This window comes from Ramlibacter sp. GCM10027632, from assembly GCF_042675325.1.
In the GTDB taxonomy this organism is placed as follows: domain Bacteria; phylum Pseudomonadota; class Gammaproteobacteria; order Burkholderiales; family Burkholderiaceae_C; genus Ramlibacter.
Window position 1 is genome coordinate 319,471 of sequence record NZ_JBHTGW010000002.1, and the last position, 22,207, is coordinate 341,677.

22 protein-coding genes and 6 tRNA genes are annotated in these 22,207 nt (G+C 69.8%); 22 read left to right on the forward strand and 6 right to left on the reverse strand.

Annotated features, from left to right (window positions below; translation table 11 throughout):
* The first annotated feature begins 16 nt into the window (after window positions 1-16).
* The 3 genes from ACFQZY_RS04905 (at window position 17) to plsY (ending at window position 2,290) form a co-directional block, all read left to right on the forward strand.
* Window positions 17-1,078: an aldo/keto reductase gene (locus ACFQZY_RS04905; RefSeq protein WP_377413354.1), complete on the forward strand. Its 1,062-nt coding sequence runs from the start codon at window positions 17-19 to the stop codon at window positions 1,076-1,078.
* A gap of 22 nt (window positions 1,079-1,100) precedes the next feature.
* A complete protein-coding gene (locus tag ACFQZY_RS04910) occupies window positions 1,101-1,592 on the forward strand; it encodes an aminoacyl-tRNA deacylase (RefSeq protein WP_377413356.1) in 492 nt (163 codons plus the stop codon).
* Window positions 1,593-1,657: 65 nt separating this feature from the next.
* Entirely contained in the window at window positions 1,658-2,290 is a 633-nt protein-coding gene (plsY, locus tag ACFQZY_RS04915) for a glycerol-3-phosphate 1-O-acyltransferase PlsY (protein WP_377413359.1), read from the forward strand.
* A 20-nt stretch (window positions 2,291-2,310) separates the two neighbouring features.
* Here the strand turns inward: plsY and ACFQZY_RS04920 are convergent, their stop codons facing one another.
* Entirely contained in the window at window positions 2,311-3,885 is a 1,575-nt protein-coding gene (locus ACFQZY_RS04920) for an MFS transporter (RefSeq protein WP_377413360.1), read from the reverse strand.
* Between the two features lie 11 nt (window positions 3,886-3,896).
* Window positions 3,897-4,382, reverse strand: a complete 486-nt coding sequence (locus ACFQZY_RS04925; protein ID WP_377413362.1) for a YajQ family cyclic di-GMP-binding protein — start codon at window positions 4,380-4,382, stop codon at window positions 3,897-3,899.
* A 64-nt stretch (window positions 4,383-4,446) separates the two neighbouring features.
* Here ACFQZY_RS04925 and murB point away from each other — a divergent pair, with 64 nt between their 5' ends.
* Complete coding sequence (gene murB / locus ACFQZY_RS04930) at window positions 4,447-5,487, forward strand: UDP-N-acetylmuramate dehydrogenase (RefSeq protein ID WP_377413364.1); 1,041 nt, start codon at window positions 4,447-4,449, stop codon at window positions 5,485-5,487.
* Between the two features lie 46 nt (window positions 5,488-5,533).
* On the opposite strand, the gene argG is transcribed toward murB, so the two are convergent.
* The 4 genes from argG to ACFQZY_RS04950 all read right to left on the reverse strand — a co-directional run bounded on the left by argG (window position 5,534) and on the right by ACFQZY_RS04950 (window position 8,409).
* Window positions 5,534-6,868, reverse strand: coding sequence for an argininosuccinate synthase (gene argG / locus ACFQZY_RS04935; RefSeq protein ID WP_377413366.1), 1,335 nt, complete (start codon window positions 6,866-6,868; stop codon window positions 5,534-5,536).
* A gap of 16 nt (window positions 6,869-6,884) precedes the next feature.
* On the reverse strand, window positions 6,885-7,202 hold the full coding sequence (locus ACFQZY_RS04940) for a pyrimidine/purine nucleoside phosphorylase (RefSeq protein ID WP_377413369.1): 318 nt from the start codon (window positions 7,200-7,202) through the stop codon (window positions 6,885-6,887).
* A 94-nt stretch (window positions 7,203-7,296) separates the two neighbouring features.
* Window positions 7,297-7,971, reverse strand: coding sequence for a glycine zipper 2TM domain-containing protein (locus ACFQZY_RS04945; RefSeq protein ID WP_377413371.1), 675 nt, complete (start codon window positions 7,969-7,971; stop codon window positions 7,297-7,299).
* Between the two features lie 84 nt (window positions 7,972-8,055).
* The gene (locus ACFQZY_RS04950) at window positions 8,056-8,409 is read right to left on the reverse strand and encodes an arsenate reductase (RefSeq protein WP_377413373.1); all 354 of its coding nucleotides are present in this window, start codon (window positions 8,407-8,409) and stop codon (window positions 8,056-8,058) included.
* 32 nt (window positions 8,410-8,441) lie between these two features.
* On the opposite strand from ACFQZY_RS04950, the gene folC reads away from it, so the two are divergent.
* The 18 genes from folC to ACFQZY_RS05040 all read left to right on the forward strand — a co-directional run bounded on the left by folC (window position 8,442) and on the right by ACFQZY_RS05040 (window position 22,194).
* A complete protein-coding gene (gene folC, locus ACFQZY_RS04955; RefSeq protein WP_377413375.1) occupies window positions 8,442-9,758 on the forward strand; it encodes a bifunctional tetrahydrofolate synthase/dihydrofolate synthase in 1,317 nt (438 codons plus the stop codon).
* Between the two features lie 39 nt (window positions 9,759-9,797).
* Window positions 9,798-10,607: an SPOR domain-containing protein gene (locus ACFQZY_RS04960; protein ID WP_377413377.1), complete on the forward strand. Its 810-nt coding sequence runs from the start codon at window positions 9,798-9,800 to the stop codon at window positions 10,605-10,607.
* Between the two features lie 20 nt (window positions 10,608-10,627).
* Window positions 10,628-11,119, forward strand: coding sequence for a CvpA family protein (locus ACFQZY_RS04965; RefSeq protein WP_377413897.1), 492 nt, complete (start codon window positions 10,628-10,630; stop codon window positions 11,117-11,119).
* A gap of 6 nt (window positions 11,120-11,125) precedes the next feature.
* The gene (purF, locus tag ACFQZY_RS04970; RefSeq protein WP_377413379.1) at window positions 11,126-12,631 is read left to right on the forward strand and encodes an amidophosphoribosyltransferase; all 1,506 of its coding nucleotides are present in this window, start codon (window positions 11,126-11,128) and stop codon (window positions 12,629-12,631) included.
* A 5-nt stretch (window positions 12,632-12,636) separates the two neighbouring features.
* The gene (locus ACFQZY_RS04975; RefSeq protein ID WP_377413381.1) at window positions 12,637-13,845 is read left to right on the forward strand and encodes an O-succinylhomoserine sulfhydrylase; all 1,209 of its coding nucleotides are present in this window, start codon (window positions 12,637-12,639) and stop codon (window positions 13,843-13,845) included.
* A complete protein-coding gene (gltX, locus tag ACFQZY_RS04980) occupies window positions 13,802-15,247 on the forward strand; it encodes a glutamate--tRNA ligase (RefSeq protein WP_377413383.1) in 1,446 nt (481 codons plus the stop codon). Before ACFQZY_RS04975 ends, gltX begins: the two co-directional genes overlap by 44 nt.
* A 22-nt stretch (window positions 15,248-15,269) precedes the next feature.
* Window positions 15,270-15,345 (forward strand) — tRNA-Ala (locus tag ACFQZY_RS04985).
* Between the two features lie 34 nt (window positions 15,346-15,379).
* Window positions 15,380-15,455 (forward strand) — tRNA-Glu (locus ACFQZY_RS04990).
* 52 nt (window positions 15,456-15,507) lie between these two features.
* A tRNA-Asp gene (locus ACFQZY_RS04995) sits at window positions 15,508-15,584 on the forward strand.
* A gap of 54 nt (window positions 15,585-15,638) precedes the next feature.
* Window positions 15,639-15,714: transfer RNA gene (locus tag ACFQZY_RS05000), tRNA-Ala, on the forward strand.
* A gap of 31 nt (window positions 15,715-15,745) precedes the next feature.
* Window positions 15,746-15,821 (forward strand) — tRNA-Glu (locus ACFQZY_RS05005).
* 52 nt (window positions 15,822-15,873) lie between these two features.
* Window positions 15,874-15,950 (forward strand) — tRNA-Asp (locus ACFQZY_RS05010).
* Between the two features lie 191 nt (window positions 15,951-16,141).
* On the forward strand, window positions 16,142-16,528 hold the full coding sequence (locus ACFQZY_RS05015; protein ID WP_377413385.1) for a hypothetical protein: 387 nt from the start codon (window positions 16,142-16,144) through the stop codon (window positions 16,526-16,528).
* A 164-nt stretch (window positions 16,529-16,692) separates the two neighbouring features.
* The gene (locus ACFQZY_RS05020; protein ID WP_377413387.1) at window positions 16,693-17,037 is read left to right on the forward strand and encodes a hypothetical protein; all 345 of its coding nucleotides are present in this window, start codon (window positions 16,693-16,695) and stop codon (window positions 17,035-17,037) included.
* Between the two features lie 85 nt (window positions 17,038-17,122).
* Window positions 17,123-18,343 (forward strand): acetylornithine deacetylase, encoded by a 1,221-nt coding sequence (argE, locus tag ACFQZY_RS05025; protein WP_377413389.1) that lies wholly within the window; start codon window positions 17,123-17,125, stop codon window positions 18,341-18,343.
* A 23-nt stretch (window positions 18,344-18,366) separates the two neighbouring features.
* Entirely contained in the window at window positions 18,367-19,332 is a 966-nt protein-coding gene (locus ACFQZY_RS05030; protein ID WP_377413391.1) for a tripartite tricarboxylate transporter substrate-binding protein, read from the forward strand.
* Window positions 19,333-19,466: 134 nt separating this feature from the next.
* Complete coding sequence (locus tag ACFQZY_RS05035) at window positions 19,467-21,194, forward strand: thiamine pyrophosphate-requiring protein (protein ID WP_377413393.1); 1,728 nt, start codon at window positions 19,467-19,469, stop codon at window positions 21,192-21,194.
* A gap of 25 nt (window positions 21,195-21,219) precedes the next feature.
* Entirely contained in the window at window positions 21,220-22,194 is a 975-nt protein-coding gene (locus ACFQZY_RS05040; RefSeq protein WP_377413395.1) for a Bug family tripartite tricarboxylate transporter substrate binding protein, read from the forward strand.
* Window positions 22,195-22,207 lie beyond the last annotated feature (13 nt).

Sequence of the window (22,207 nt, forward strand, 5' to 3'; positions counted from 1 at the left end):
CGTAAACTCCCGGCCCATGAAACCCGTCCGCCTCGGCCAGTCCGACCTCCACGTCAGCCCCATCTGCCTGGGCACCATGACCTTCGGCGAGCAGGTCGCCGAGCCCCTGGCCCATTCCATCCTCGACCGCGCCGTGGAGCGCGGCATCGACTTCATCGACACCGCCGAGATGTACTCGGTGCCGGCCCGCGAGGCCACCTACGGCGCCACCGAGACCTTCATCGGCAACTGGTTCGCCAGGAATCCCGCCGCCCGGTCCAAGGTGACCCTGGCCACCAAGGTCGCCGGCCCCTCGCGCGGCATGCCGTGGATCCGCGAGGGCGCGGGCATGACGGCGCAGGACATCGTGCGCTCCTGCGAGGCTTCGCTGCGCCGCCTGCAGACCGACGTGATCGACCTGTACCAGATCCACTGGCCCGAGCGCCACGTGCCGATGTTCGGCAACCTCTACTACGACCCGGCCAAGGAAACCAGCCGCACCCCCATCTTCGAGCAGCTCGAGGCGCTGGACCGGCTGGTGCGCGACGGCAAGGTGCGCGCCATCGGCCTGTCCAACGAGACGCCCTATGGCGTGCACGAGTTCGTGCGCCTGGCCGAACAGCATGGCCTGGCCCGCGTGGCCACCGTGCAGAACGTCTACTGCCTGATCAGCCGCCACCTGGAAAACGGGCTGGACGAGACGATGCACCGCCTCGGCGTGTCCCTGCTGGCGTACTCGCCGCTGGGCTTCGGCCTGCTCACGGGCAAGTACGACGCCAGCGGCACCCAGGGTCCCGGCGCGCCGCAGGATGCGCGCATCGCGAAGTTCGAGTCGGTGCGCGCCCAGCGCTGGGGCCGCCCCGACTCGCTGGCCGCGGCCCGCCGCTACAACCAGCTGGCCCGCGACCACGGCCTCACGCCCACGCGCCTGGCCCTGGCCTTCTGCTACACCAAGTGGCAGGTCGCCAGCACCATCATCGGCGTGACCTCGCTGGCGCAGCTGGACGAGGACATCGACGCCTGGGGCACCACGCTGTCGCCCGAGCTCCTGGCCGAGATCGACAAGATCCGCTGGGAGATGCGCGACCTCGCCAACTGACGCGCCGGCCCGCACCGCGCCGATGGCGAAGAAGCCCCACGTCAGCGAGACCCCGGCCACCGCCTTCCTCAGGGCGAACGGGGTCGCGTTCACCGAGCACCCCTACGAGTGGCTGGAGCATGGCGGCGCGCAGCACAGCGCGCAGGTGCTGGGGCTGGACCCGTTCACCGTGGTCAAGACCCTGGTGATGGAGGACGAGAAGGCCCGGCCCCTGATCATCCTGATGCACGGCAACCGTACCGTCTCCACCAAGAACCTGGCGCGCCAGATCGGCGCCAAGTCGGTGGCGCCGTGCAAGCCCGAGGTGGCCAGCCGCCACAGCGGCTACCTGGTGGGCGGCACCTCGCCTTTCGGCACCCGGCGCGAGATGCCGGTGTACGTGGAGGAGGCCATCCTGTCGCTGCCCCGCATCGTGCTCAATGGCGGCCGGCGCGGCTACCTCGTGGGCATCGACCCGCAGGTGCTGGTGCGGCTGCTCGATGCCAGGCCGGTGAACTGCGCGCTGGCCGAGTGAGCCGGCGCTGACGGCCCGGTGAACGCCCGGTGGCGGGGCAGGTCCTTGGGGCAGAATCCCGGCCCATGCAGAACGCCTTTCCCCTCCTGGCCGCCGCCGGCGCCTACCTCCTGGGCTCGCTGGCCTTCGCGGTGATCGTCAGCCGCCTCATGGGCCTGTCCGACCCGCGCACCTTCGGCAGCGGCAACCCCGGCGCGACCAACGTGCTGCGCTCGGGCAGCAAGGCGGCTGCCCTGGTCACGCTGCTGCTGGATGCCTGCAAGGGCCTGGTGCCGGTGCTGCTGGTGCGCGCCTACGGCGGGCCGCTGGGCCTGGGCGAGGGTACGGTGGCGATGGTCGCCCTGGCGGCCTTCCTGGGCCACCTGTACCCGGTGTTCTTCCGGTTCCGCGGCGGCAAGGGCGTGGCCACCTTCATCGGCGCCGTCTTCGGCATCCACCCGCTGCTGGGCCTGGCCACCGGCGCGACCTGGCTGATCATCGCGTACTTCTTCCGCTACTCCTCGCTGGCCTCGCTGGTCTCGGCGGTCTTCGCGCCGGCCTACTTCCTGCTCGGCGACCGCATCGCCTGGCAGGCCGAGGCGCCGGTGGTGATGGCGCTGGCGGTGATGGCCATGCTGCTGGCGTGGCGGCACCGCGAGAACATCGCCCGGTTGGTGGCGGGCACGGAATCGAGGCTGGGGTCGAAGAAGAAGGCCTGAGCGCCGGCCGGCCCGGCGCGTCAGTCCTGTTCGATCACGTAGCGCGTCACCCGGGGCGGCTCCTCGCCCAGGTGGAAGGACATGCGGCGGTCACGCAGCTGCGCGTCGTCGGCGCTGATGCGGTCGAACCGGCGCAGGTGCTCGGTCCAGGACTCGTCGATGATCTGCTCCACGTAGCGGCCCGGCTCGGCCACGTCGTGCAGCAGCTGCCAGGCCAGCGCGCCCTGGCGCAGGCGGCTGCTGCGGCTGTCGTTCATCAGCGCCATGAAGTCCTCGGCGCGGGCCGGGTCGATGCGGTACTCCACCCGCGTGAGGATGCGGCCCGATCCCGGGCGCACCGGCACTTCGGGCAGCACCAGGCGCTTGGCGGGGCTGAGGTCCTCCTCGGTGCCGCGGTCGGGGGTGAGGCGCTGGGCCGTCACCATGAGCACCACCGACGTGACCGCCGCGATCTCCAGCGCCGCGGTGATTCCCAGCCAGGTCGCCACCTGGCCCCAGAGCGCCGCGCCGAGCGCGGTCGAGCCCATGATGGCCATCTGGTACATCGACATGCCGCGCGCGCGCACCCAATCCGGCAGCGCCATCTGGGCGGCCACCGTGTTGGTGTTGGCCACCGAGATCCAGGCGACGCCGCAGACGAACATGCCCACCGCCGCCACCGCGGCATGGGGCGACCACGCCACGGCCACCGCGCTGAGCGACTGCACCACGGTGCCGGTGATCACCAGGCGGTCCCCCGGCAGCGCCTGGCGCAGGCGCGGCATGAACAGCACGGCGACGATCGCGCCCGAGCCCATGGAGGCGAGCAGCAGGGTGAAGGTGCCGGCGTCACCGCCCGGCAGGCCCTTGGCCACCAGGGGCAGCAGCGCCAGCAGCGCGGTGCAGTGCAGGAAGAACAGCGAGATGCGCGCCAGCACGCCGCGCATGCGGTGGGACTCGCGAACGAACTGCAGGCCCACACGGATCGCGCTGCCCAGGGGCTCGCGGCCCAGCGGGCTCTCCTTGTGCTCGCGGTGCCAGCGCATCACGCCATAGGCCGCCATCAGCGACAGGAGGGTGTTCAGGACGAACACCCAGGCACTGCCCAGGCTGGCGATGATCGCGCCGGCCACCAGCGGGCCGATGATGCGCGCGCCATTCATGCTGATGCCGTTCAGGGCCAGGCCCTGCGCCAGCAGCGGCCGCGGCAGCACCTCGGGCATGATCGCGGCGAATACCGGCCAGCGCAGCGCCAGGCCGATGCCGTTGAGGAAGGTCAGGGCCAGCAGCAGGGGGGCGGTCATCCACCCCAGGAGCACCGTGGTGCAGGTGATGGCGGCGATGGCCGCGAGCCACAGCTGGGTCGCCAGCAGGAAGCGGCGCCGGTCCACGATGTCGGCCAGCGCGCCGCTGGGAAGCCCGAGGAAGAACACCGGCAGCGTGGAAGCCGCCTGCACCAGCGCCACCCACAGCGGGGAGGGCGCCAGCGAGGTCATGAGCCAGGCGCCCGCCACGTCGTTCATCCACATCGTGGTGTTCGCGGCGAACCACGTGAGCCACAGCAGCCGGAACACCGGCAGCTGCAAGGGAGCGAGTGCGGTCGGGAGCGTGGCCAAGGGCGGCGGCGTCAGTCGCGGAAGTTGTTGAACGACAGCGGCAGGTCGGAGATGTCCTTGCGGATCAGGGCCATGGCGGCCTGCAGGTCGTCGCGCTTGGCGCCGGTGACGCGCACCGCGTCACCCTGGATGGCGGCCTGCACCTTGAGCTTGCTGTCCTTGACGATGCGCTGGATCTTCTTGGCGGCCTCGCTCTCGATGCCGTTGCGCACCTTCACCACCTGCTTGACCTTGTCGCCGCCGACCTTCTGCACGTCGCCGGTGTCGAGGAAGCGCACGTCGACGTTGCGCTTGGTCAGCTTGTTCACCAGGATGTCCATCACCTGCTGCAGCTGGAAGTCGGCGTCGCCGAACAGGGTGATCTCCTTGTCCTTGATCTCGATCGCGGCCGAGGTGCCCTTGAAGTCGAATCGGGTGCCGATCTCCTTGGCGGCGTTGTCGACGGCGTTCTTGACCTCGACGAGGTTGGGTTCGCAGACGGTGTCGAAAGAAGGCATGGATGGATCTCCCGGGGAGGCGCCTGGGGCGCAAGGTGTTGGTCTCGAATGCGACAATTCTCCCATGATCGTCGAGCACAACGTGCCCCTGCAGGCCCACAACACCTTCGGCATTGTCGCGAAGGCGCGGGAGTTGGTGCGCGTGCGCTGCGACGACGACCTGCGCGCCGTGCTGTCCGACCCGCAGCGAGCCGGCGCGCCCAAGTTCGTGCTCGGGGGCGGCAGCAACATCGTGCTGACCGGCGACGTCAAGCCGCTGGTCCTCAAGATGGAGATCCCGGGCATCCGGGTGCTGGAGGACGGCCCCAGGGCCACTGTCGTCGAGGCTGGCGCCGGCGTGCCCTGGCACGACTTCGTCACCTGGACGCTGGATCACGACCTGCCCGGGCTGGAGAACCTGGCCCTGATCCCCGGCAGCGTGGGCGCCTCGCCGGTGCAGAACGTGGGCGCCTACGGGGTGGAGGTGCAGGACCGCTTCGAGTCGCTCGACGCGATGGACCTGGCCACCGGCCGCATCTTCACGCTGGACGCCGCCCAGTGCGCCTTCGGCTACCGCGACTCGGTGTTCAAGCACGCCCCGGCGCAGGAGGGCGACTTCGGCCTGGCCGGCCGCGCCGTGATCCTGCGGGTGCGCTTTCGCCTGCCCCGGCCCTGGAAGCCGGAACTGGGCTACCTCGACCTGCAGCGGCGGATGGAGGAGGCGAGGGTCTCGCAGCCCACGGCGCGCCAGGTCTACGACTGGGTCTGTGCCATCCGCCGCGCCAAGCTGCCCGACCCGCGCGTGATCGGCAACGCCGGCAGCTTCTTCAAGAACCCCACGGTTACGCCGGAGCAGTGCAGCGACATCATCGCCCGCGAGCCGAACATCGTGCACTACCCCATGCCCGATGGCAGCGTGAAGCTGGCCGCGGGCTGGCTGATCGACGCCTGCGGCTGGAAAGGCAAGACGGTGGGCCATGCCGGCGTCTACGAGAAGCAGGCGCTGGTGCTGGTGAACCGGGGGGGCGCCACGGGGGGCGAGGTGGTCACGCTGGCCCGGGCGATCCAGACCAGCGTGTACGAGCGCTTCGGCATCCGGCTGGAGCCGGAGCCGGTGGTGGTCTGAGCCACCACGGGGCGCGGGCCGTTGCGGCCCGCGCGCGGGGACCGGGTTACTCCTTGGTGCCGGTCAGGCGCAGCAGGTGCGCGCCGTCGCCGGCGGCCAGCAGGCCGGTGCTGCTGTAGACGCCCAGCTTCTCGCGGGTGTCCACGATGTCCAGGTTGCGCATGGTCAGCTGGCCGATGCGGTCACGCGGCGAGAACATCGACTCGCCCTTTTCCATCGTCAGGCGCTCGGGCTTGTACGTGAGGTTGGGGGACTCGGTGTTCAGCAGGCTGTAGTCGTTGCCGCGGCGCAGCTCCAGGGTCACCTCGCCGGTGATGGCGCGGGCCACCCAGCGCTGGGCGGTCTCGCGCAGCATCAGGGCCTGCGGGTCGAACCAGCGGCCCTGGTACAGCAGGCGGCCCAGCTTGCGGCCGTTCTCGCGGTACTGCTCGATGGTGTCCTCGTTGTGGATGCCGGTGACCAGGCGCTCGTAGGCGATGTGCAGCAGCGCCAGGCCGGGGGCCTCGTAGATGCCGCGGCTCTTGGCCTCGATGATGCGGTTCTCGATCTGGTCGCTCATGCCCAGGCCGTGGCGGCCGCCGATGCGGTTGGCCTCCAGAATGAGTTCGACCGGGTCGGCGTACTCGCGGCCATTGAGGGCGACGGGCACGCCTTCCTCGAAGCGCACGGACACTTCCTCGGCCTTCACGACCACGTCGTCCTTCCAGAAGGCCACGCCCATGATCGGGTTCACGATGCGGATGCCGGAGTTCAGGTGCTCCAGGTCCTTGGCCTCGTGGGTGGCGCCCAGCATGTTGGAGTCGGTGCTGTAGGCCTTCTCCACGGACATCTTGTAGTCGAAGCCGTTGGCGATGAGGAACTCGCTCATCTCGGTGCGGCCGCCCAGCTCGTTGATGAAGGTCTGGTCCAGCCAGGGCTTGTAGATCTTCAGCGAGGGGTTGGTCAGCAGGCCGTAGCGGTAGAAGCGCTCGATGTCGTTGCCCTTGAAGGTGCTGCCGTCGCCCCAGATGTGGACGTCGTCCTCCTTCATCGCGGCCACCAGCATCGTGCCGGTGACGGCGCGGCCCAGGGGCGTGGTGTTGAAGTAGGTCACGCCCGCGGTGGAGATGTGGAAGGCGCCCGATTGCAGGGCGGCGAAGCCTTCCTGGGCCAGCTGGCGGCGGCAGTCGATCAGGCGGGCGAGCTCGGCGCCGTAGGCCGAGGCCTTGCGCGGGATCTCGTCGTAATCGGGCTCGTCGGGCTGGCCGAGGTTGGCGGTGTAGGCGTAGGGCAGGGCGCCCTTCTTCTTCATCCACAGCAGGGCCGCGGAGGTGTCCAGGCCGCCGGAGAAGGCGATGCCGACCTTCTGGCCGACGGGGACGTTTTCGAGGATGGTGCTCATCGCGGGCTCCGCGGGATCAGCCGAAGTGGCAGATGTAGTGGTAGGCCTCGGTCACGCGGATCTCGAACTTCGAGTTGCCGGGAACCGAGAACTTCTCGCCGGGGCCGGACTTCTGCCAGGCCTCGGTGCCGGCCATGCGCCACTCGCACGAGCCCGCCACGCACTCCATGATCTCGGGCGCGCCCGTGCCGAAGGTGAGGGTGGAGGGCAGGATGACGCCGACGGACTTCTTCGTGCCGTCGGCCAGCGTGATGCCATGGCTCACGCACTTGCCGTCGAAATAGACGTTGGCCTGGGTGTTGACGGAAACGCCGTCGAATTTTTCGGTGGTCATGTCGATGTCCGGTTGGGCGCGCGCGTCCGGCGAAGGCGGCGCGGTGGAAAACCGGACATTTTAGGCGGTGGCGGGCGGGCCGCCGCCCGGGCGTTCAGCGCCAGTGCCCGTGGACGTGGCCGCCGTGGCTCCAGCCGCGGTGGTGCGAGGCGCCGATGAAGCCGGGCGCCACCACCGGGTAGCCGGCGGGCGGGCCGTAGAAGACGGGCGCGGCGGCCACCACCACGGCGGGCGCCTGGCTCACCGGGCGCACCGGCAGGGGCGAGGGGATCACGGCCGGCTGCGGCGTGGCGGCCGGCAGCACCGGGGTGACCTGCACGCGGATCGTCGGGCCCGGGTCGCTGGGCGTCTGCACCTGGTACTGCCTGCCGGCGTACTCGTAGGTCACGTTGTAGCCCACGGTGCGGTTCTCGTAGACGGTCTGGGTGGTGCAGGTGGTCTGTTCCTGCATGCGGGCGGCGGGCTGGCCCTCGATGTTGTTGCCCAGCATGGCGCCGCCGATGACACCGGCCATGGTGGCGACGGCGCGGCCCGAGCCGCCGCCGATCTGGTTGCCCACGGCGCCGCCGGCCACCGCGCCGAGCAAGGCGCCGGCGCCGGACCGGGGCTGTTCGACCATCACCTGCTGGGTGGTGCAGACCTGGCGGGGCACGCCCACCTGCTGGATCATGGGGATGCTGGAGACGACGCGGGCCACTTCCTGCGCGTGCAGGGAGGGGGCGGCGAGGGCGAGGGCGGCGACGCCGCCGGCGATCAGGGATTGCTTCATGGGACCTCCGTTGAGGTTAACGGTGCCATTGTCCGCCACGTTGACGCGGCGGCCGGGGCGAAAAAGTAAACCAGCCGTAAAGGGTCAGGCCCGCGCGGCGCGGGCTTCCCAGGCGGCCGGGTCGAACCCCACGGTGATGCCGTCGTCCCACTCCACCACCGGGCGCTTGATCACGCTGGGCTCGCGCAGCATCAGCGCCTGCGCGCTGGCGTCGTCCTGCACCGCGGCCTGGTCCGCGGGGGCGAGCTTGCGCCAGGTCGTGCCCTTGCGATTGACCAGGGTGCCCCAGCCCGCCGCGGCCAGCCAGGCGGGCAGCCGCCCGGCGTGCACGCCCTCCTTCTTGAAGTCATGGAAACGGTGCTCGACGCCGCGTTCGGCCAGCCAGGCGCGGGCCTTCTTCACCGTGTCGCAGTTGGGGATGCCATACACAACGATCATGGTCCGATGGTAAGGCCCGACAATCACGCCCGATGAACGCCGACAACATGACCCTGCAGGACTGGCTGGCCCACTGCGAGCGCCTGCACCCCAAGACCATCGACATGGGCCTGGACCGCGTGCGCGAGGTCGCCGGCCGCATGGCGCTGCGCTTCGATTGCCCCGTCATCACCGTGGCGGGCACCAACGGAAAGGGCTCGACCTGCGCCATGCTGGAGGCCATCGCCCTCGAGTCGGGCTGGCGCACCGGCGTCTACACCTCGCCGCACCTGGTGCACTTCGAGGAGCGCTGCCGCCTGCACGGCGAGATCTGCGAGCCCGGCGAGCTGGTGCCGCACTTCGCGCGGGTCGAGAAGGCCCGCCAGGACGTGCCGCTGACCTACTTCGAATTCACCACGCTGGCCATCCTGAGCCTGATGGCCACCGCCGGCTTGGACGTGGCCATCCTCGAGGTGGGCCTGGGCGGGCGGCTGGACGCGGTCAACGTGGTCGACGCCGACTGCGCCATCATCACCAGCGTGGACCTGGACCACATGGAATTCCTCGGCCCGGACCGGGAAACCATCGGGCGGGAAAAGGCCGGCATCCTGCGCGCCGGCCGCCCGGCCGTGGTGAGCGACCCGGTGCCGCCGCAAAGCGTGATCGACCGCGCCAACGAGCTGGGCTGTGACCTGTGGCTGCTGGGGCGCGACTTCAACTTCTCCGGCGACAAGCAGCAGTGGGCCTGGGCCGGCCGCGGCCGGCGCTACGCGGGCCTGGCGTACCCGGCGCTGCGCGGTGCGAACCAATTGCTCAATGCCTCGGGCGTGCTGGCGGCCCTCACCGCCCTGCGCGAGCGCCTGCCGGTGACGGCGCAGGCGGTGCGCAACGGTCTGGCGCTGGTCGAACTGCCCGGGCGCTTCCAGCTCGTGCCCGGCCAGCCCGCCCTGGTGCTGGACGTGGCCCACAACCCGCACGCGGTGGGCGCCCTGGTGGCGAACCTGGATGCCATGGGCTTCTACCCCACCACCCACTTCGTCTTCGGTGCCATGGCCGACAAGGACCTGGACGCCATGTTCCGGCGCCTGGCCCCGCTGGCCGATCGCTGGTACTTCTGCGACCTGCCCACCGCGCGCGCCGAGACCGGCGCCGGCCTGCTGGCGCGCTGGCAGGCGGTGGCGTCCTCGCTGCCCCCGCGCGAGGTGGCCGCCAGCGTGCATGCCAGCCCGCGCGCGGCCCTGGAGGCGGCCGCGGCCGCTGCCGACCCCGCTGATAGAATCGTGGTCTTTGGTTCGTTCTTCACGGTGGGCGGCATTCTCGAGGGCGGTGTGCCCCGTCTGCAGGCCCAGCACCTGCGCCCCGGGGCCTGACCCGGACGCACCTGAATCCACCGGGCACGACGCAGTTCCATGGCCTTCTTCAAGTTCCGCAAGGGTGGCGAGGATCCCTCCGCCCCGTCCCCCCAGTCCGGCCAGCCCGAGAGCGTGGAGGCGATGCGCCGCCGCGCGCGCCAGCGCCTGATCGGCGCGGCCGTCCTGGTGCTTGCGGGCGTGATCGGCTTCCCGCTGGTGTTCGACACCCAGCCCCGCCCGATCGCGGTGGACATCCCCATCGACATCCCCGACCGCGCCAAGTCCAAGCCGGCCGGCGCCGCCGCGCCCGCGGCCACGCCCGCTGCCGGCCTGGTCGAGGCCGCGCCGCCGGTGCCCGCCAAGGCCGAAGCTGCCGTGCCCGCGCCTGCCGCGCCTGCCGCGCCTGCGGCGGCCGTCGCGCCCGTGGTACCGGCGGTGTCCCCCGCTGCGTCGGCGCCTGCCGCGGCGCCCGTCGCCAAGGCGGCCTCGAAGGCCGAGGCACGCGTGGACCCCAAGGACCACAAGGATCCCAAGGCCGATGCCGCCCACAAGCCGTCCGGCGACGGCGATCGCGCCAAGGCACTGCTCGAGGGCAAGCCGGCCGCCGCCGCGCCCGCCGCCGCGGCCTCCGCCGCGGACGCCCGCTTCGTCGTCCAGGTCGGCGCCTTCGCCGACCCCGCCAAGGCCGCTGCCGCGCGCAGCAAGCTGGAAAAGGCCGGGCTCAAGACCTATACCCACGTGGCCGAAACCAAGGAAGGCAAGCGCACCCGCGTGCGGGTCGGCCCGTTCGGCACGCGCACCGAAGCCGACAAGGCCGCTGCCAAGGTCAAGGGCCTGGAATTGCCGGCCTCGGTCCTCACCCTGTAAGCTGAGGCCGCGTGATGACGCTGGCCCCGCTGGACTGGGTCTTCCTTGCCGTGCTGGCGCTGTCGATGGCGCTGGGCGCCTGGCGCGGCCTGGTGTACGAGGTGCTGTCGGTGGCGGGCTGGGTGGCCGCCTTCGTGCTGGCCCAGTGGCTGGCGCCCGACATGGCGGCCTGGCTGCCGATGGGGCAGTCGACTTCCGAAGTGCTGCGGTATGCCGCGGGCTTCGTGGTGGTGTTCGTGGGTGCGCTGTTCGCGGCGGGCCTGCTGGCCTGGCTGGCCAAGAAGGTCATCGAGGCCGTCGGCCTGCGGCCGGTGGACCGCGTCCTGGGTGCGGCATTTGGCCTGGTTCGCGGCGTGGTGATCGCGCTGGCCGCCACAGTGGTGGTCCAGATGACGCCGCTGAAGGACACTGCGGCATGGAACGAGTCGGCCGGCGCGGGCATCGCGTCCCGGCTGCTCAAGGGATTGAAACCGATACTGCCCGAGCGATTCGGCCAGTATCTACCGGGGTAACAGGGAATGTGTGGAATCGTCGGCGTCGTCAGCAACGCCCCCGTCAACCAGCTGATTTATGACGCGCTGCTGCTCCTGCAGCACCGCGGCCAGGATGCGGCCGGCATCGTGACCCAGCAGGGGCACAAGTTCTTCATGCACAAGGCCAAGGGCATGGTGCGTGACGTGTTCCGTACCCGCAACATGCGCGCCCTGCCGGGCAGCGTGGGCCTGGGCCAGGTGCGCTACCCCACCGCCGGCAACGCGTACAGCGAGGAAGAGGCGCAGCCCTTCTACGTGAACGCGCCCTTCGGCATCGTGCTGGTGCACAACGGCAACCTCACGAACGCGCAGGCGCTCAAGGCCGAACTGTTTTCCACCGACCACCGCCACATCAACACCGAGAGCGACTCCGAGGTGCTGCTGAACGTGTTCGCGCACGAGCTCGATCGCGCCACCCGCGGCGTGCCGCTCAAGCCCGAGGACATCTTCACCGCCGTGGGCAACGTCCACAAGCGCGTGCGCGGCTCCTACGCCGTGATCGCGCTGGTCGCCGGCTACGGCGTGGTCGCCTTCCGCGACCCCTACGGCATCCGCCCGCTGTCGCTCGGCCGCGGCAAGGACGGCACCGTGATGGTGGCCAGCGAGTCGGTCACGCTCGAGGGCACCGGCCACCAGCTCGAGCGCCACGTGGCGCCGGGCGAGGCGGTGTTCATCGACCTGCAGGGCCAGGTCCATGCCCGCCAGTGCGCCGAGAACCCGAAGCTCATGCCCTGCATCTTCGAGTACGTGTACCTGGCCCGCCCGGACTCGGTGCTCGATGGCATCTCCGTCTACCAGGCCCGCCTGAACCTCGGCGAGACGCTGGCCAAGCGCGTGGTCTCCACCGTGCCGCCCAGCGAGATCGACGTGGTCATCCCCATTCCCGAGTCCAGCCGCCCCAGCGCCACGCAGCTGGCGCACCTGCTCGGCATCCCGTACCGCGAGGGCTTCGTCAAGAACCGCTACGTGGGCCGCACCTTCATCATGCCGGGCCAGGGCGTGCGCAAGAAGTCGGTGCGCCAGAAGCTCAACGTGATCGGCAGCGAGTTCAAGGGCCGCAATGTGCTGCTGGTCGACGACTCCATCGTCCGTGGCACCACCAGCCGCGAGATCGTGCAGATGGCGCGCGACGCGGGCGCCCGCAAGGTCTACATGGCCAGCGCCGCGCCGCCGGTACGCTTCCCCAACGTCTACGGCATCGACATGCCCACCTCGAAGGAACTGGTCGCCTATGGCCGCACCCTCGAGGAGGTGCGCGAGATCATCGGCTGCGACGCCCTGATCTACCAGGACGTCGATGCGATGAAGCGCGCCGTCAGCAGCCTCAACCCGTCGCTGGACGGCTTCGACGCTTCCTGCTTCGACGGCGTCTACGTCACCGGCGACGTCAGCCCCGAGGACATCACGCGCCTGAACGAGGGCCGCGTGGGCCAGGAAGAGGCCGAGTCCGACACCTCCCGCCTGGCGCTGCCCAACGCCCAGGAGGCCTGAGTCCCATGACCCGCAAGCTGCCCGAGGGCCTGCACCTCGACACCCTGGCGGTGCGCGCCGCCGTCGACAAGAGCCAGTACGGCGAGAACGCCGAGGCCCTGTACCTCACGTCCTCCTTCACCCAGCCCGATTGCGAGACGGCCGCGCGCCGCTTCGCCGGCGAGGAGGAGGGCTTCATCTACTCGCGCTTCACCAACCCGACGGTGGCCAGCATGGAGATGCGCCTGGCCGCCCTCGAGGGCACCGAGGCCTGCGTCGCCACGGCCAGCGGCATGGGCGCGATCCTGCTGCTTTGCATGGGGCTGCTGAAGGCGGGTGACCATGTGGTGTGCTCGCGCTCGGTGTTCGGCTCCACGATCAAGCTGATCGCCTCCGAGTTCGGCAAGTTCGGCGTACAGAGCACCTTCGTCTCGCAGACCGACCTCGCCGAGTGGCAGGCCGCGGTCAAGCCGAACACGAAGCTGTTCTTCGCCGAGACGCCGACCAACCCGCTCACCGAGGTCTGCGACATCCGCGCCCTGGCCGACATCGCCCACGCCGCCGGCGCGCTGCTGGCAGTGGACAACTGCTTCTGCACCCCGGCGCTGCAGCGCCCGGCGGACCTGGGCGCCGACATCATCATCCACTCGGGCACCAAGTACCTCGACGGCCAGGGCCGCGTCATCGCCGGCGCGCTGTGCGCCAGCAAGGCGCTGGTCAAGGACAAGTTCATTCCCGTCATGCGCAGCGCCGGCATCACGCTGTCGGCCTTCAACGCCTGGGTGGTGCTCAAGGGCCTGGAGACGCTGGGCATCCGCATGGAGGCGCAGTCGGCCCGCGCGCTGGAGCTGGCCCGCTGGCTCGAGGCGCACCCGAAGGTCGAACGCGTCTACTACCCCGGCCTGGAGAGCCACCCGCAGCACGCGCTGGCCATGAAGCAGCAGCGCGGCCTGGGCGGCGCGGTGCTGTCGTTCGACGTCAAGGGCGACACGCCCGAGGCCGCGCGGCGCAACGCCTTCACGGTGATCGACTCCACGCTGCTGATGTCCGTCACCGCCAACCTGGGCGACGTGAAGACCATCATCACCCAGCCCGCCAGCACCTCGCACGGCCGCCTCACCGAGGAACAGCGCCAGGCCGCCGGCATCCGCCAGAACCTGGTCCGCGTCGCCGTGGGCCTGGAACACCTCGATGACCTCAAGGCCGACCTCTCGCGCGGCCTGGACCTGCTCTGATCCCCACGTGAAAGTCCGCACCCGCTTTGCCCCGTCGCCGACGGGCTTCATCCACCTGGGCAACATCCGCTCGGCGCTGTACCCCTGGGCCTTCGCGCGCTCGCAGGGCGGCGACTTCATCCTGCGCATCGAGGACACCGACCTGGAGCGTTCCTCGCAGGCCGCGGTCGACGTGATCCTCGAGGGCATGTCCTGGCTGGGCCTGGACCACGACGAGGGCCCGTTCTACCAGATGCAGCGCATGGACCGTTACCGCGAGGTGCTGGCCCAGATGAAGGCGCAGGGCCTGGTCTACCCCTGCTACATGTCGGTCGCCGAGCTCGACGCGCTGCGCGAGCGCCAGATGGCCAGCAAGGAGAAGCCCCGCTACGACGGCACCTGGCGCCCCGAGGAGGGCAAGGTCCTGCCGCCGGTGCCCGAGGGCGTGCAGCCGGTGCTGCGTTTCCGCAACCCGAAGGAGGGCGTGGTCGCCTGGGACGACAAGGTCAAGGGCCGCATCGAGATCGCCAATGCCGAACTCGACGACCTCGTGATCGCCCGTCCCGACGGCACGCCCACCTACAACTTCTGCGTGGTCGTCGATGACATCGACATGGCCATCACCCACGTGATCCGAGGCGATGACCACGTGAACAACACGCCGCGGCAGATCAACATCTTCCGCGCCCTCGGCAAGGAGCCGCCGGTGTACGCGCACCTGCCCACCGTGCTGAACGAGCAGGGCGAGAAGATGTCCAAGCGCAATGGCGCCAAGCCCGTGACGCAGTTCCGCGACGAGGGCTTCCTGGCCGACGCCGTGGTGAACTACCTCGCGCGCCTGGGCTGGTCCCATGGCGACGACGAGATCTTCTCGCGCGAGCAGTTCCTGCAGTGGTTCGACCTGGACCACCTGGGCCGCAGCGCCGCGCAGTTCGACGAGGCCAAGCTGCGCTGGGTGAACGCCCAGCACATGAAGGCCGCGAGCGACGGGTCGCTCGCGCAGCTGGTGGAGGCGCAACTCGCCGCGCGCGGCATCGCCGCCGACGCGCGCCTGCCCGCCATCTGCGGCCTGTTCAAGGATCGCTGTGACACCACCGTGATCCTGGCCGACTGGGCCGCGAAGTTCTACCGCGAGGTCCGGCCCGACGCCGATGAACTGGCCAAGCATGTGACCGAGGGCGTGCGTCCCGCGATCTCCATGCTTGCGAAGATGCTCGAGACCTGCGAGTGGGACAAGGCGGCGATCAGCGAGGCCATCAAGGAGACGCTGCGCGCCACCGGCCTGAAGATGCCGCAGCTGGCCATGCCGGTGCGGGTGCTGGTCATGGGCACCGCGCAGACGCCGTCGCTCGATGCGGTGCTCGCACTCGTCCCGCGAAAAGAAGTTTTGGATCGGTTGTCGAGCAGCCAAAAAACGTTGTAGAATCTCGTTCTCGACACCGGACGGGGGTATAGCTCAGCTGGGAGAGCGCTTGCATGGCATGCAAGAGGTCATCGGTTCGATCCCGTTTACCTCCACCATCCACTGTGTCGACGGATGAAAATCCAAGGTTTTGACCCTATCGTCTAGAGGCCTAGGACATTACCCTTTCACGGTAAGTACCGGGGTTCGAATCCCCGTAGGGTCGCCAGAGTTTGGTTGCACTTGATTCCTGCATCTGCAGGGCGAAGCAACCCCGACGCGGAGTGGTAGTTCAGTCGGTTAGAATACCGGCCTGTCACGCCGGGGGTCGCGGGTTCGAGTCCCGTCCACTCCGCCAAGAGTTTGACAAAGGTTTGCTTCAGGGCAGGCCTTCGTTGAAGCAGAACACCCGGGGGGTATAGCTCAGCTGGGAGAGCGCTTGCATGGCATGCAAGAGGTCATCGGTTCGATCCCGTTTACCTCCACCACGTGTTCTGGTTCAACAGTCCGTCCAGGTTTGACCCTATCGTCTAGAGGCCTAGGACATTACCCTTTCACGGTAAGTACCGGGGTTCGAATCCCCGTAGGGTCGCCAGAGTTTGGTTGCACTCGATTCCTGCATCTGCAGGGCGAAGCAACTCCGACGCGGAGTGGTAGTTCAGTCGGTTAGAATACCGGCCTGTCACGCCGGGGGTCGCGGGTTCGAGTCCCGTCCACTCCGCCAACGAATTTCAAAGGCCTCCTTCGGGAGGCCTTGTCGTTTTCCCCTGTTCCCTTCTTTGCTAAGACGGCTAAGATCGCCCATCTTTTTTTGAACGTATGTGCAGGAAGGTGGCAGCGGTGATGGCAGTAACGACCGGGTGCGGGCTTTGCTTGGCCCTTCAGGTAGCGGATCTTTGAGCCGCTGGATGCACCATGTCGAAACGTCTTGCACAGACTTCTCCTTCCGTTGCCTACCTGCGATTCCTGAGCCAGCTCAGCGCGGCGAAAGGTGGTGATCGCCTGCCGGACCTCGTGCCGGACGAGCGGGAAATCATCGAGGTGCTGGCCACCTACTGGCTCAACCAGCAGAACATCACCGTGGTCGGCCTGATGCGCCACCCGGCCCTGTCCCGCTCCGCGAGCACGGTACACCGCCGGGTCAAGGGCTTGATCGAGCGCGAGATGATCGCGCTGCAGACCTCCACCGCCGATTCCCGGGTGAAGTTCGTCATGCCGACCAAGAAGGCCTTGCGCTACCTCGACCAGCTGGGCCGCTGCCTGCTTGCGAGCGTCGGCGCCAGCGAGCTCGAGGCGTCCTGACGGGGCGGAGCGGGCATCCCCGAGGTGCCCGCGTGTCGCGCATGCGACACTTCGGCGATTCCACGGGGCTTGTCGCCCGTCGGTGATCCGAAGACAATGGTCAAATCGCTTAACATTTCCATTAAGCGATAAGCGTCAACGCCGACCTGGACGGACCACCTCCCATGCAGACCCGCTGCAGCCCTGGCTCTCTTGCCCTGGTGATCGCCGAGCATCCTGGATGCGAGGGCAACATCGGCCGGGTCGTCGAGGTTCTCGGGCCGCTGGAGTCCGATGACGGCCGGCCCTGCTGGCACATCCAGCCGTCGCAATCCGCCCCCTGGCTGATCCTCGAACGCGATGGCACCGTTTCCTGCGAGCGGGTGACCTGGGCCTCGGGGGTGATCCATCCGGATGCCTGGCTCACGCCGCTGGGCGAGGCCGATGAAGCCGTCGAGGCGGCGGCCGCCGGCGCGGCGCGCCCGGCCCGCGCGGACGCCCAGGCCTCGGGCGCCACCGCTCCGCGCTGACCCGCTCGCTTCCCCAACGAATTCACTACCCGCCGCGGTGCCCTCGTGACAGCGGGTGGCACGCGGATTGCGATATGGTTGCGCCATGAACGCACCGATCCCTTCCTCCGCCCTGCGAAGCGCGCGCGCCGCCGACCTCGCGGCGCTTCCCCTGATCGAGCAATGGGTGGCCTTCGCCTCCGTCTCGCGTGACAGCAACCTGCCCCTGATCGACTGGACCGAGGCACGCCTGCGCGCCCTCGGCCTCGAGTGCCGCCGCACCTACGATGACAGCGGCAAGAAGTGCAACCTCTGGTGCACCATCCCCGCCGCCGACGGCGAGACGAAGGTGGGCGGCATCGTCCTGTCCGGCCACACCGACGTGGTGCCGGTCGACGGCCAGCCCTGGGACACCGACCCGTTCAAGGCCCAGGTGATTGGCAACAAGCTGGTCGGCCGTGGCGTCACCGACATGAAGGGCTTCGGCGCCACCGCCCTGTGGCTGGTCCCCGAACTGGTGCGCCGCCGGCTCAAGCGCCCGGTGCACCTGGCCTTCAGCTACGACGAGGAGGTGGGCTGCATCGGCGTGCGCCGCCTCATTGCCGACATGGTGGAACAGGGCTACCAGCCCGCCGGCTGCATCGTGGGCGAGCCCACCGGCATGCAGGTCGTGATCGCCCACAAGGGCAAGCACGCCTTCAAGACCACGGTCCAGGGCTTCGAGGCGCACTCCTCGCTCACGCCGCTGGGCGTGAACGCGGTGGAGATCGCCTGCGAGTTCGTCGCCAAGCTCAAGTCGATGCACCGCCGGCTCGCGGCCGACGGCCCGTTCGATCCGGTGTACGACGTGCCCCACACCAGCGTGCACACCGGCGTGATCCAGGGGGGCACTGCGCTGAACATCATCCCGCGCCTGTGCGAGGTGACCTGGGAGATCCGCCACCACCACCTGGACGACCCGCAGGTGTTGTTCGCCGAGGCCCGGGCCTTCGCCGACAGCCTGGTCCCCGCGATGCGGGCCGTCGCGCCCGACACCGGCATCACGCATGAAGTGAAGTCGGTCCTGCCCGGCTTCGCCACCGCCCCCGACAGCGAGATCGCGCAGCTGTGCTTCCACTGCGCCGAGCTCGACCCGGCCAGCGGCGCGGGCAAGGTGTCCTTCGGCACCGAGGCGGCGCTGTTCCACCAGGCCGGCGTGCCCACCATCGTCTGCGGCCCCGGCCACATCGCGCAGGCCCACCAGCCCAATGAATGGGTGGCCCTGGAGCAGCTCGCCTGGTGCGAGCGCTTCATGCGCCGCCTCGCCGACCAGATCTGCATCGACTGACTCCAGGAAGGAAGCAAGCTCCCATGATCCAACGCCGACAGCTCCTGGCCACCGGCCTCGCCGCCGCCGTCCTCCCCGCCGTGGCGCAGGTGCCCTCGGGCAAACCCATTCGCATCATCGTGCCCTTCGCCGCAGGGGGCGTGCAGGACATCCTGGCGCGCTCGCTGTCCACCGAACTCGGGCAGGCCCTGGGCCAGACGGTGATCGTCGAGAACCGCGCCGGCGCGGGCGGCACCATCGGCACCGGCTTCGTGGCCAAGGCCGAGGCCGACGGCACGGTGATGGTCATGGCCGCGGCCAGCCACAACATCGCGGCCCACCTTTACAACAAGCTGCCCTACGACCCGCAGAAGGACTTCACGCCCTACGCCCATGTGGGCCACGCCAGCTATGTGATGATGGTCCACCCCGACGTGCCGGCGAAGACGGCCGCCGAGTTCATCCGCCATGCCAAGGCCAACCCCGGCAAGATGAACTACGCCTCGGCCGGCATCGGCAGCGCCACGCACCTGGCCATGGCCTCGTTCTGCGGCAAGGCCGGCATCGACATGGTGCATGTGCCGCTCAAGGCCACGGGCGAGGCGATCAACGAGGTGATCTCGGGCCGCGCCCAGGCCGTGATCGCCGCCAGCATCGGCGCGCTGGCCTTCGCCAAGGACAGCCGCCTGCGCCTGCTCGGCGTGACCTCGCCCAAGCGCAGCAAGCACATCCCCGAGCTGCCGACGCTGTCGGAGACGGGGCTGCCCGGCTACGAGTTCGATTCCTGGTTCGGCCTGCTCGGCCCGGCCGGCACGCCGGCGGCCGCCGCCAACCGCATCAACGCCGCGATGGCGAAGCTGCTGGTGGATCCGGTGATCCTCGAGCGCCTGGACAAGCAGGGGATCGAGCCGCACGCCGTCAGCAACGGCGACTTCGCCAAGCTGCTGGCCGCCGACTACCAGCGCATGGCCGGCGTGGTGAAGGCCGCGGGCACCAAGCTCGACGCCTGACCCCCAAGGGGGCGGCTGCCCCCGGCGCCGGCCCGCGCCTGTGCCCGACGTGACAGCCTGCGGGTAAGCCCGGTGCCGGCGGCGGCGCCCGGCTTCCTAAGCTCGCGGCAACCCACGTTGCCCGCGAGCCTTCCTTGAACGCCTCCCCCGCCCGCAGCGGCGCCCACCACTTCCTCGAGGGCCTCGCCGACCTCGACATCCAGTACGTCTTCGCCAACCTCGGCACCGACCATGTGTCGCTGATCGAGGAGCTCGCGCGGCGCGACCGTGAGGGCCTGCCGCATCCGCAGCTGGTGCTGTGCCCGCACGAGAACGTGGCCATGCACATGGCCGCCGGCTATGCGGCCGTCACCGGGCGCGGGCAGGCGGTGATGGTGCATGTGGATGCCGGCACCGCGAATGCGGCCATGGGCATGCACAACCTGTTCCGCGGCCGGTTGCCGGTGATGCTGGTGGCGGGCAAGGCACCCTACACCCTGCGTGGCGAGATGCCCGGCTCGCGCGACAACTACGTGCACTTCGTGCAGGACCCGTTCGACATCGGCAGCCTGGTGCGGCCCTATGTGAAGTGGGAGTACACCCTGCCCACCGGCCGCATCGCGCCCGAGGTGCTGCGGCGCGCGCACTCGGTGATGCACAGCGACCCGCCCGGTCCGGTCTACCTCACGCTGCCGCGCGAGGTGCTGGCCGAGGACATCGACGCACCGGTGCAGGCCTTCGGCGCGCCGCGCTACGGCCCGGTGGCCGCCGGCGGCCTGGACGCGCAACGCGTGGACGAACTGGCGCAGCGCCTTCTGCAGGCCGAGTCGCCCGTGGTCGTCACCTCCTACCTGGGCCGCAAGGCCGAGGCGGTGAAGGCGCTGGAGGACCTCGCGCTCCTGTGCGGCCTGCGTGTCGTGGAGTTCATGCCGAGCCACCTCGCGATCTCGCGGGAGCACCCGTGCTTCGCCGGCTTCGACCCGGCCAAGGGCCTCGAGGGCGCCGACCTCGGCCTGCTGCTCGATGTCGACGTGCCCTGGCTGCCCAAGTTCGTGCAGCCGTCGCCCCAGACCTGGTGGGCGCAGGTCGACGTGGACCCGATCAAGCAGGACTTCCCGATGTGGGGCTTTGCCACCGACTGGCGCGCCCAGGCCGACTGCGCCACCGCGCTGCGGCAGGTGGCGGCGCGCGTGCGCGAACTTGCCGACGACGCCTTCCATGCGCGCGTGGTCGCGCGCATCGCCGGCTGGGGCGAGACCCGCACCGCGCGGCGCAAGGCGGTCGCCGCGGCGGCCGCGGAGGCCGGGCGGCGTGGCGCGGTCTCCGCCGCCCATGTGTGCGCTGCGCTGGGCCGCGCCATCGATGCCAAGGACATCGTGATCAACGAGGCGATCCGCAACTCGCCCGCGGTGCTCACGCAGATCCCGCGCAGCGAGCCGCTCACGCTCCTGTGCGGCGCGGGCGGCGGACTGGGCTTCGGCGGCGGCATGGCCCTGGGGGCGCGCCTGGCCTGCCCGGACCGGCGCGTGGTCCATGTGGTGGGCGACGGCAGCTTCCACTTCTCCACCCCGACGTCGGTGTACGCCACGGCGCAGCGCTACGGCCTGCCGGTGTTCACCGTGGTCCTGGACAACGGCGGCTGGCAGGCGGTGAAGGAAGCGGTGCTGCGCGTCTATCCCGACGGCGAGGCGGCCAAGGCCAATGAATTCCAGGCCCGCCTGCAGGGGCAGGAGCGCCGCTTCGAGAAGGTGGCCGAGGCCTTCGGCGCGCATGGCGAGTATGTGGACGACCCCTCGCAGCTCGAGGGCGCGATCGCGCGCTGCCTGCGGGCCGTCGATGCCGGCCGCAGCGCGGTGATGAACGTGCAGGTCGGCCTGCAGTGACGACAACCAGACCAAGGAGACGACGATGAACGCAAGACGACGACTTCACCTCCTGCTGGCCGCCGCGGGCACGCTGGCCGCCGGCGCGATGCCGCTGGCCGCGAGCGCCCAGGCCTGGCCCTCGAAGCCGGTCACGATCGTGGTCGGCTATGCCGCCGGTGGCGGCGTGGATGCGACCGCGCGCATCGTCGCCGAGAAGCTGCCAGCCCTGATCGGCCAGCCCGTGGTCGTGGAGAACCGCCCCAGCGTGGGTGCGGTGGTCGGCTCGGCCTACGTGGCCAAGGCCAGGCCCGATGGCTACACGCTGATGATGGGCGCGCCCGGGCCTGTGATCTTCAACCACGCCCTGGGCGGCAACCTGCCGTACGGCCCGAACGACTTCACCCCGATCTCCTGGGTCAGCAACTCGCCGCTGGTGCTGCTGGTGAACGCCAACAACCCGGCGAAGACCGTGCAGGAGCTCGCGGCCCAGGCCAAGGCCAACCCGGACAAGGCCAACTACGCGGCGAGCTCGGCCTCGTTCCAGCTCATTACCGAGCTGTTCAACCGCAAGGTCGGCGCGAAGTTCGCGCACATCCCCTACAAGGGCGCCAACGAGTCGGTGATGGCCGTCATGACCGGCGACGTCACCATGGCCCTGGCCGATGCCGGCCCGGCCTCGGTGGGCCTGCAAAGCGGCCGGGTGAAGGCGCTGGCCGTCACCACCGCGGAGCGCCTCAAGCAGCTGCCCAACGTGCCCACGCTGGCCGAGCAGGGCATCGACCTCAAGGTCTCGCTGTGGATCGGCCTGCTCGCGCCCGCCGGCACGCCGGCGGACATCGTGAAGAAGCTCGAGGACGCGGTGGCGAAGATCGTCGCCATGCCGGACGTGCGCGCGAAGCTGGAGGGCATGTCCGTCATCCCGCAGGCCACCACCTCGCAGGACTTCGCCCGCCTGATCGCCGCCGAGATCCCGATGTGGCGGCAGGTGGCGCAGGACAACAACATCAAGGCCAACTGACGCTGCGGTCCTG

Excerpts from the sequence above, each read along its gene's own strand:
- ACFQZY_RS04905 (WP_377413354.1), top strand. The coding sequence starts at position 17 with ATGAAACCCGTCCGCCTCGGCCAGTCCGACCTCCACGTCAGCCCCATC.
- ACFQZY_RS04910 (WP_377413356.1), top strand. The coding sequence starts at position 1,101 with ATGGCGAAGAAGCCCCACGTCAGCGAGACCCCGGCCACCGCCTTCCTC.
- plsY (WP_377413359.1), top strand. The coding sequence starts at position 1,658 with ATGCAGAACGCCTTTCCCCTCCTGGCCGCCGCCGGCGCCTACCTCCTG.
- ACFQZY_RS04925 (WP_377413362.1), bottom strand. The coding sequence starts at position 4,382 with ATGCCTTCTTTCGACACCGTCTGCGAACCCAACCTCGTCGAGGTCAAG.
- murB (WP_377413364.1), top strand. The coding sequence starts at position 4,447 with ATGATCGTCGAGCACAACGTGCCCCTGCAGGCCCACAACACCTTCGGC.
- argG (WP_377413366.1), bottom strand. The coding sequence starts at position 6,868 with ATGAGCACCATCCTCGAAAACGTCCCCGTCGGCCAGAAGGTCGGCATC.
- ACFQZY_RS04940 (WP_377413369.1), bottom strand. The coding sequence starts at position 7,202 with ATGACCACCGAAAAATTCGACGGCGTTTCCGTCAACACCCAGGCCAAC.
- ACFQZY_RS04945 (WP_377413371.1), bottom strand. The coding sequence starts at position 7,971 with ATGAAGCAATCCCTGATCGCCGGCGGCGTCGCCGCCCTCGCCCTCGCC.
- ACFQZY_RS04950 (WP_377413373.1), bottom strand. The coding sequence starts at position 8,409 with ATGATCGTTGTGTATGGCATCCCCAACTGCGACACGGTGAAGAAGGCC.
- folC (WP_377413375.1), top strand. The coding sequence starts at position 8,442 with ATGAACGCCGACAACATGACCCTGCAGGACTGGCTGGCCCACTGCGAG.
- ACFQZY_RS04960 (WP_377413377.1), top strand. The coding sequence starts at position 9,798 with ATGGCCTTCTTCAAGTTCCGCAAGGGTGGCGAGGATCCCTCCGCCCCG.
- purF (WP_377413379.1), top strand. The coding sequence starts at position 11,126 with ATGTGTGGAATCGTCGGCGTCGTCAGCAACGCCCCCGTCAACCAGCTG.
- ACFQZY_RS04975 (WP_377413381.1), top strand. The coding sequence starts at position 12,637 with ATGACCCGCAAGCTGCCCGAGGGCCTGCACCTCGACACCCTGGCGGTG.
- gltX (WP_377413383.1), top strand. The coding sequence starts at position 13,802 with ATGACCTCAAGGCCGACCTCTCGCGCGGCCTGGACCTGCTCTGATCCC.
- ACFQZY_RS05015 (WP_377413385.1), top strand. The coding sequence starts at position 16,142 with ATGTCGAAACGTCTTGCACAGACTTCTCCTTCCGTTGCCTACCTGCGA.
- ACFQZY_RS05020 (WP_377413387.1), top strand. The coding sequence starts at position 16,693 with ATGCAGACCCGCTGCAGCCCTGGCTCTCTTGCCCTGGTGATCGCCGAG.
- argE (WP_377413389.1), top strand. The coding sequence starts at position 17,123 with ATGAACGCACCGATCCCTTCCTCCGCCCTGCGAAGCGCGCGCGCCGCC.
- ACFQZY_RS05030 (WP_377413391.1), top strand. The coding sequence starts at position 18,367 with ATGATCCAACGCCGACAGCTCCTGGCCACCGGCCTCGCCGCCGCCGTC.
- ACFQZY_RS05040 (WP_377413395.1), top strand. The coding sequence starts at position 21,220 with ATGAACGCAAGACGACGACTTCACCTCCTGCTGGCCGCCGCGGGCACG.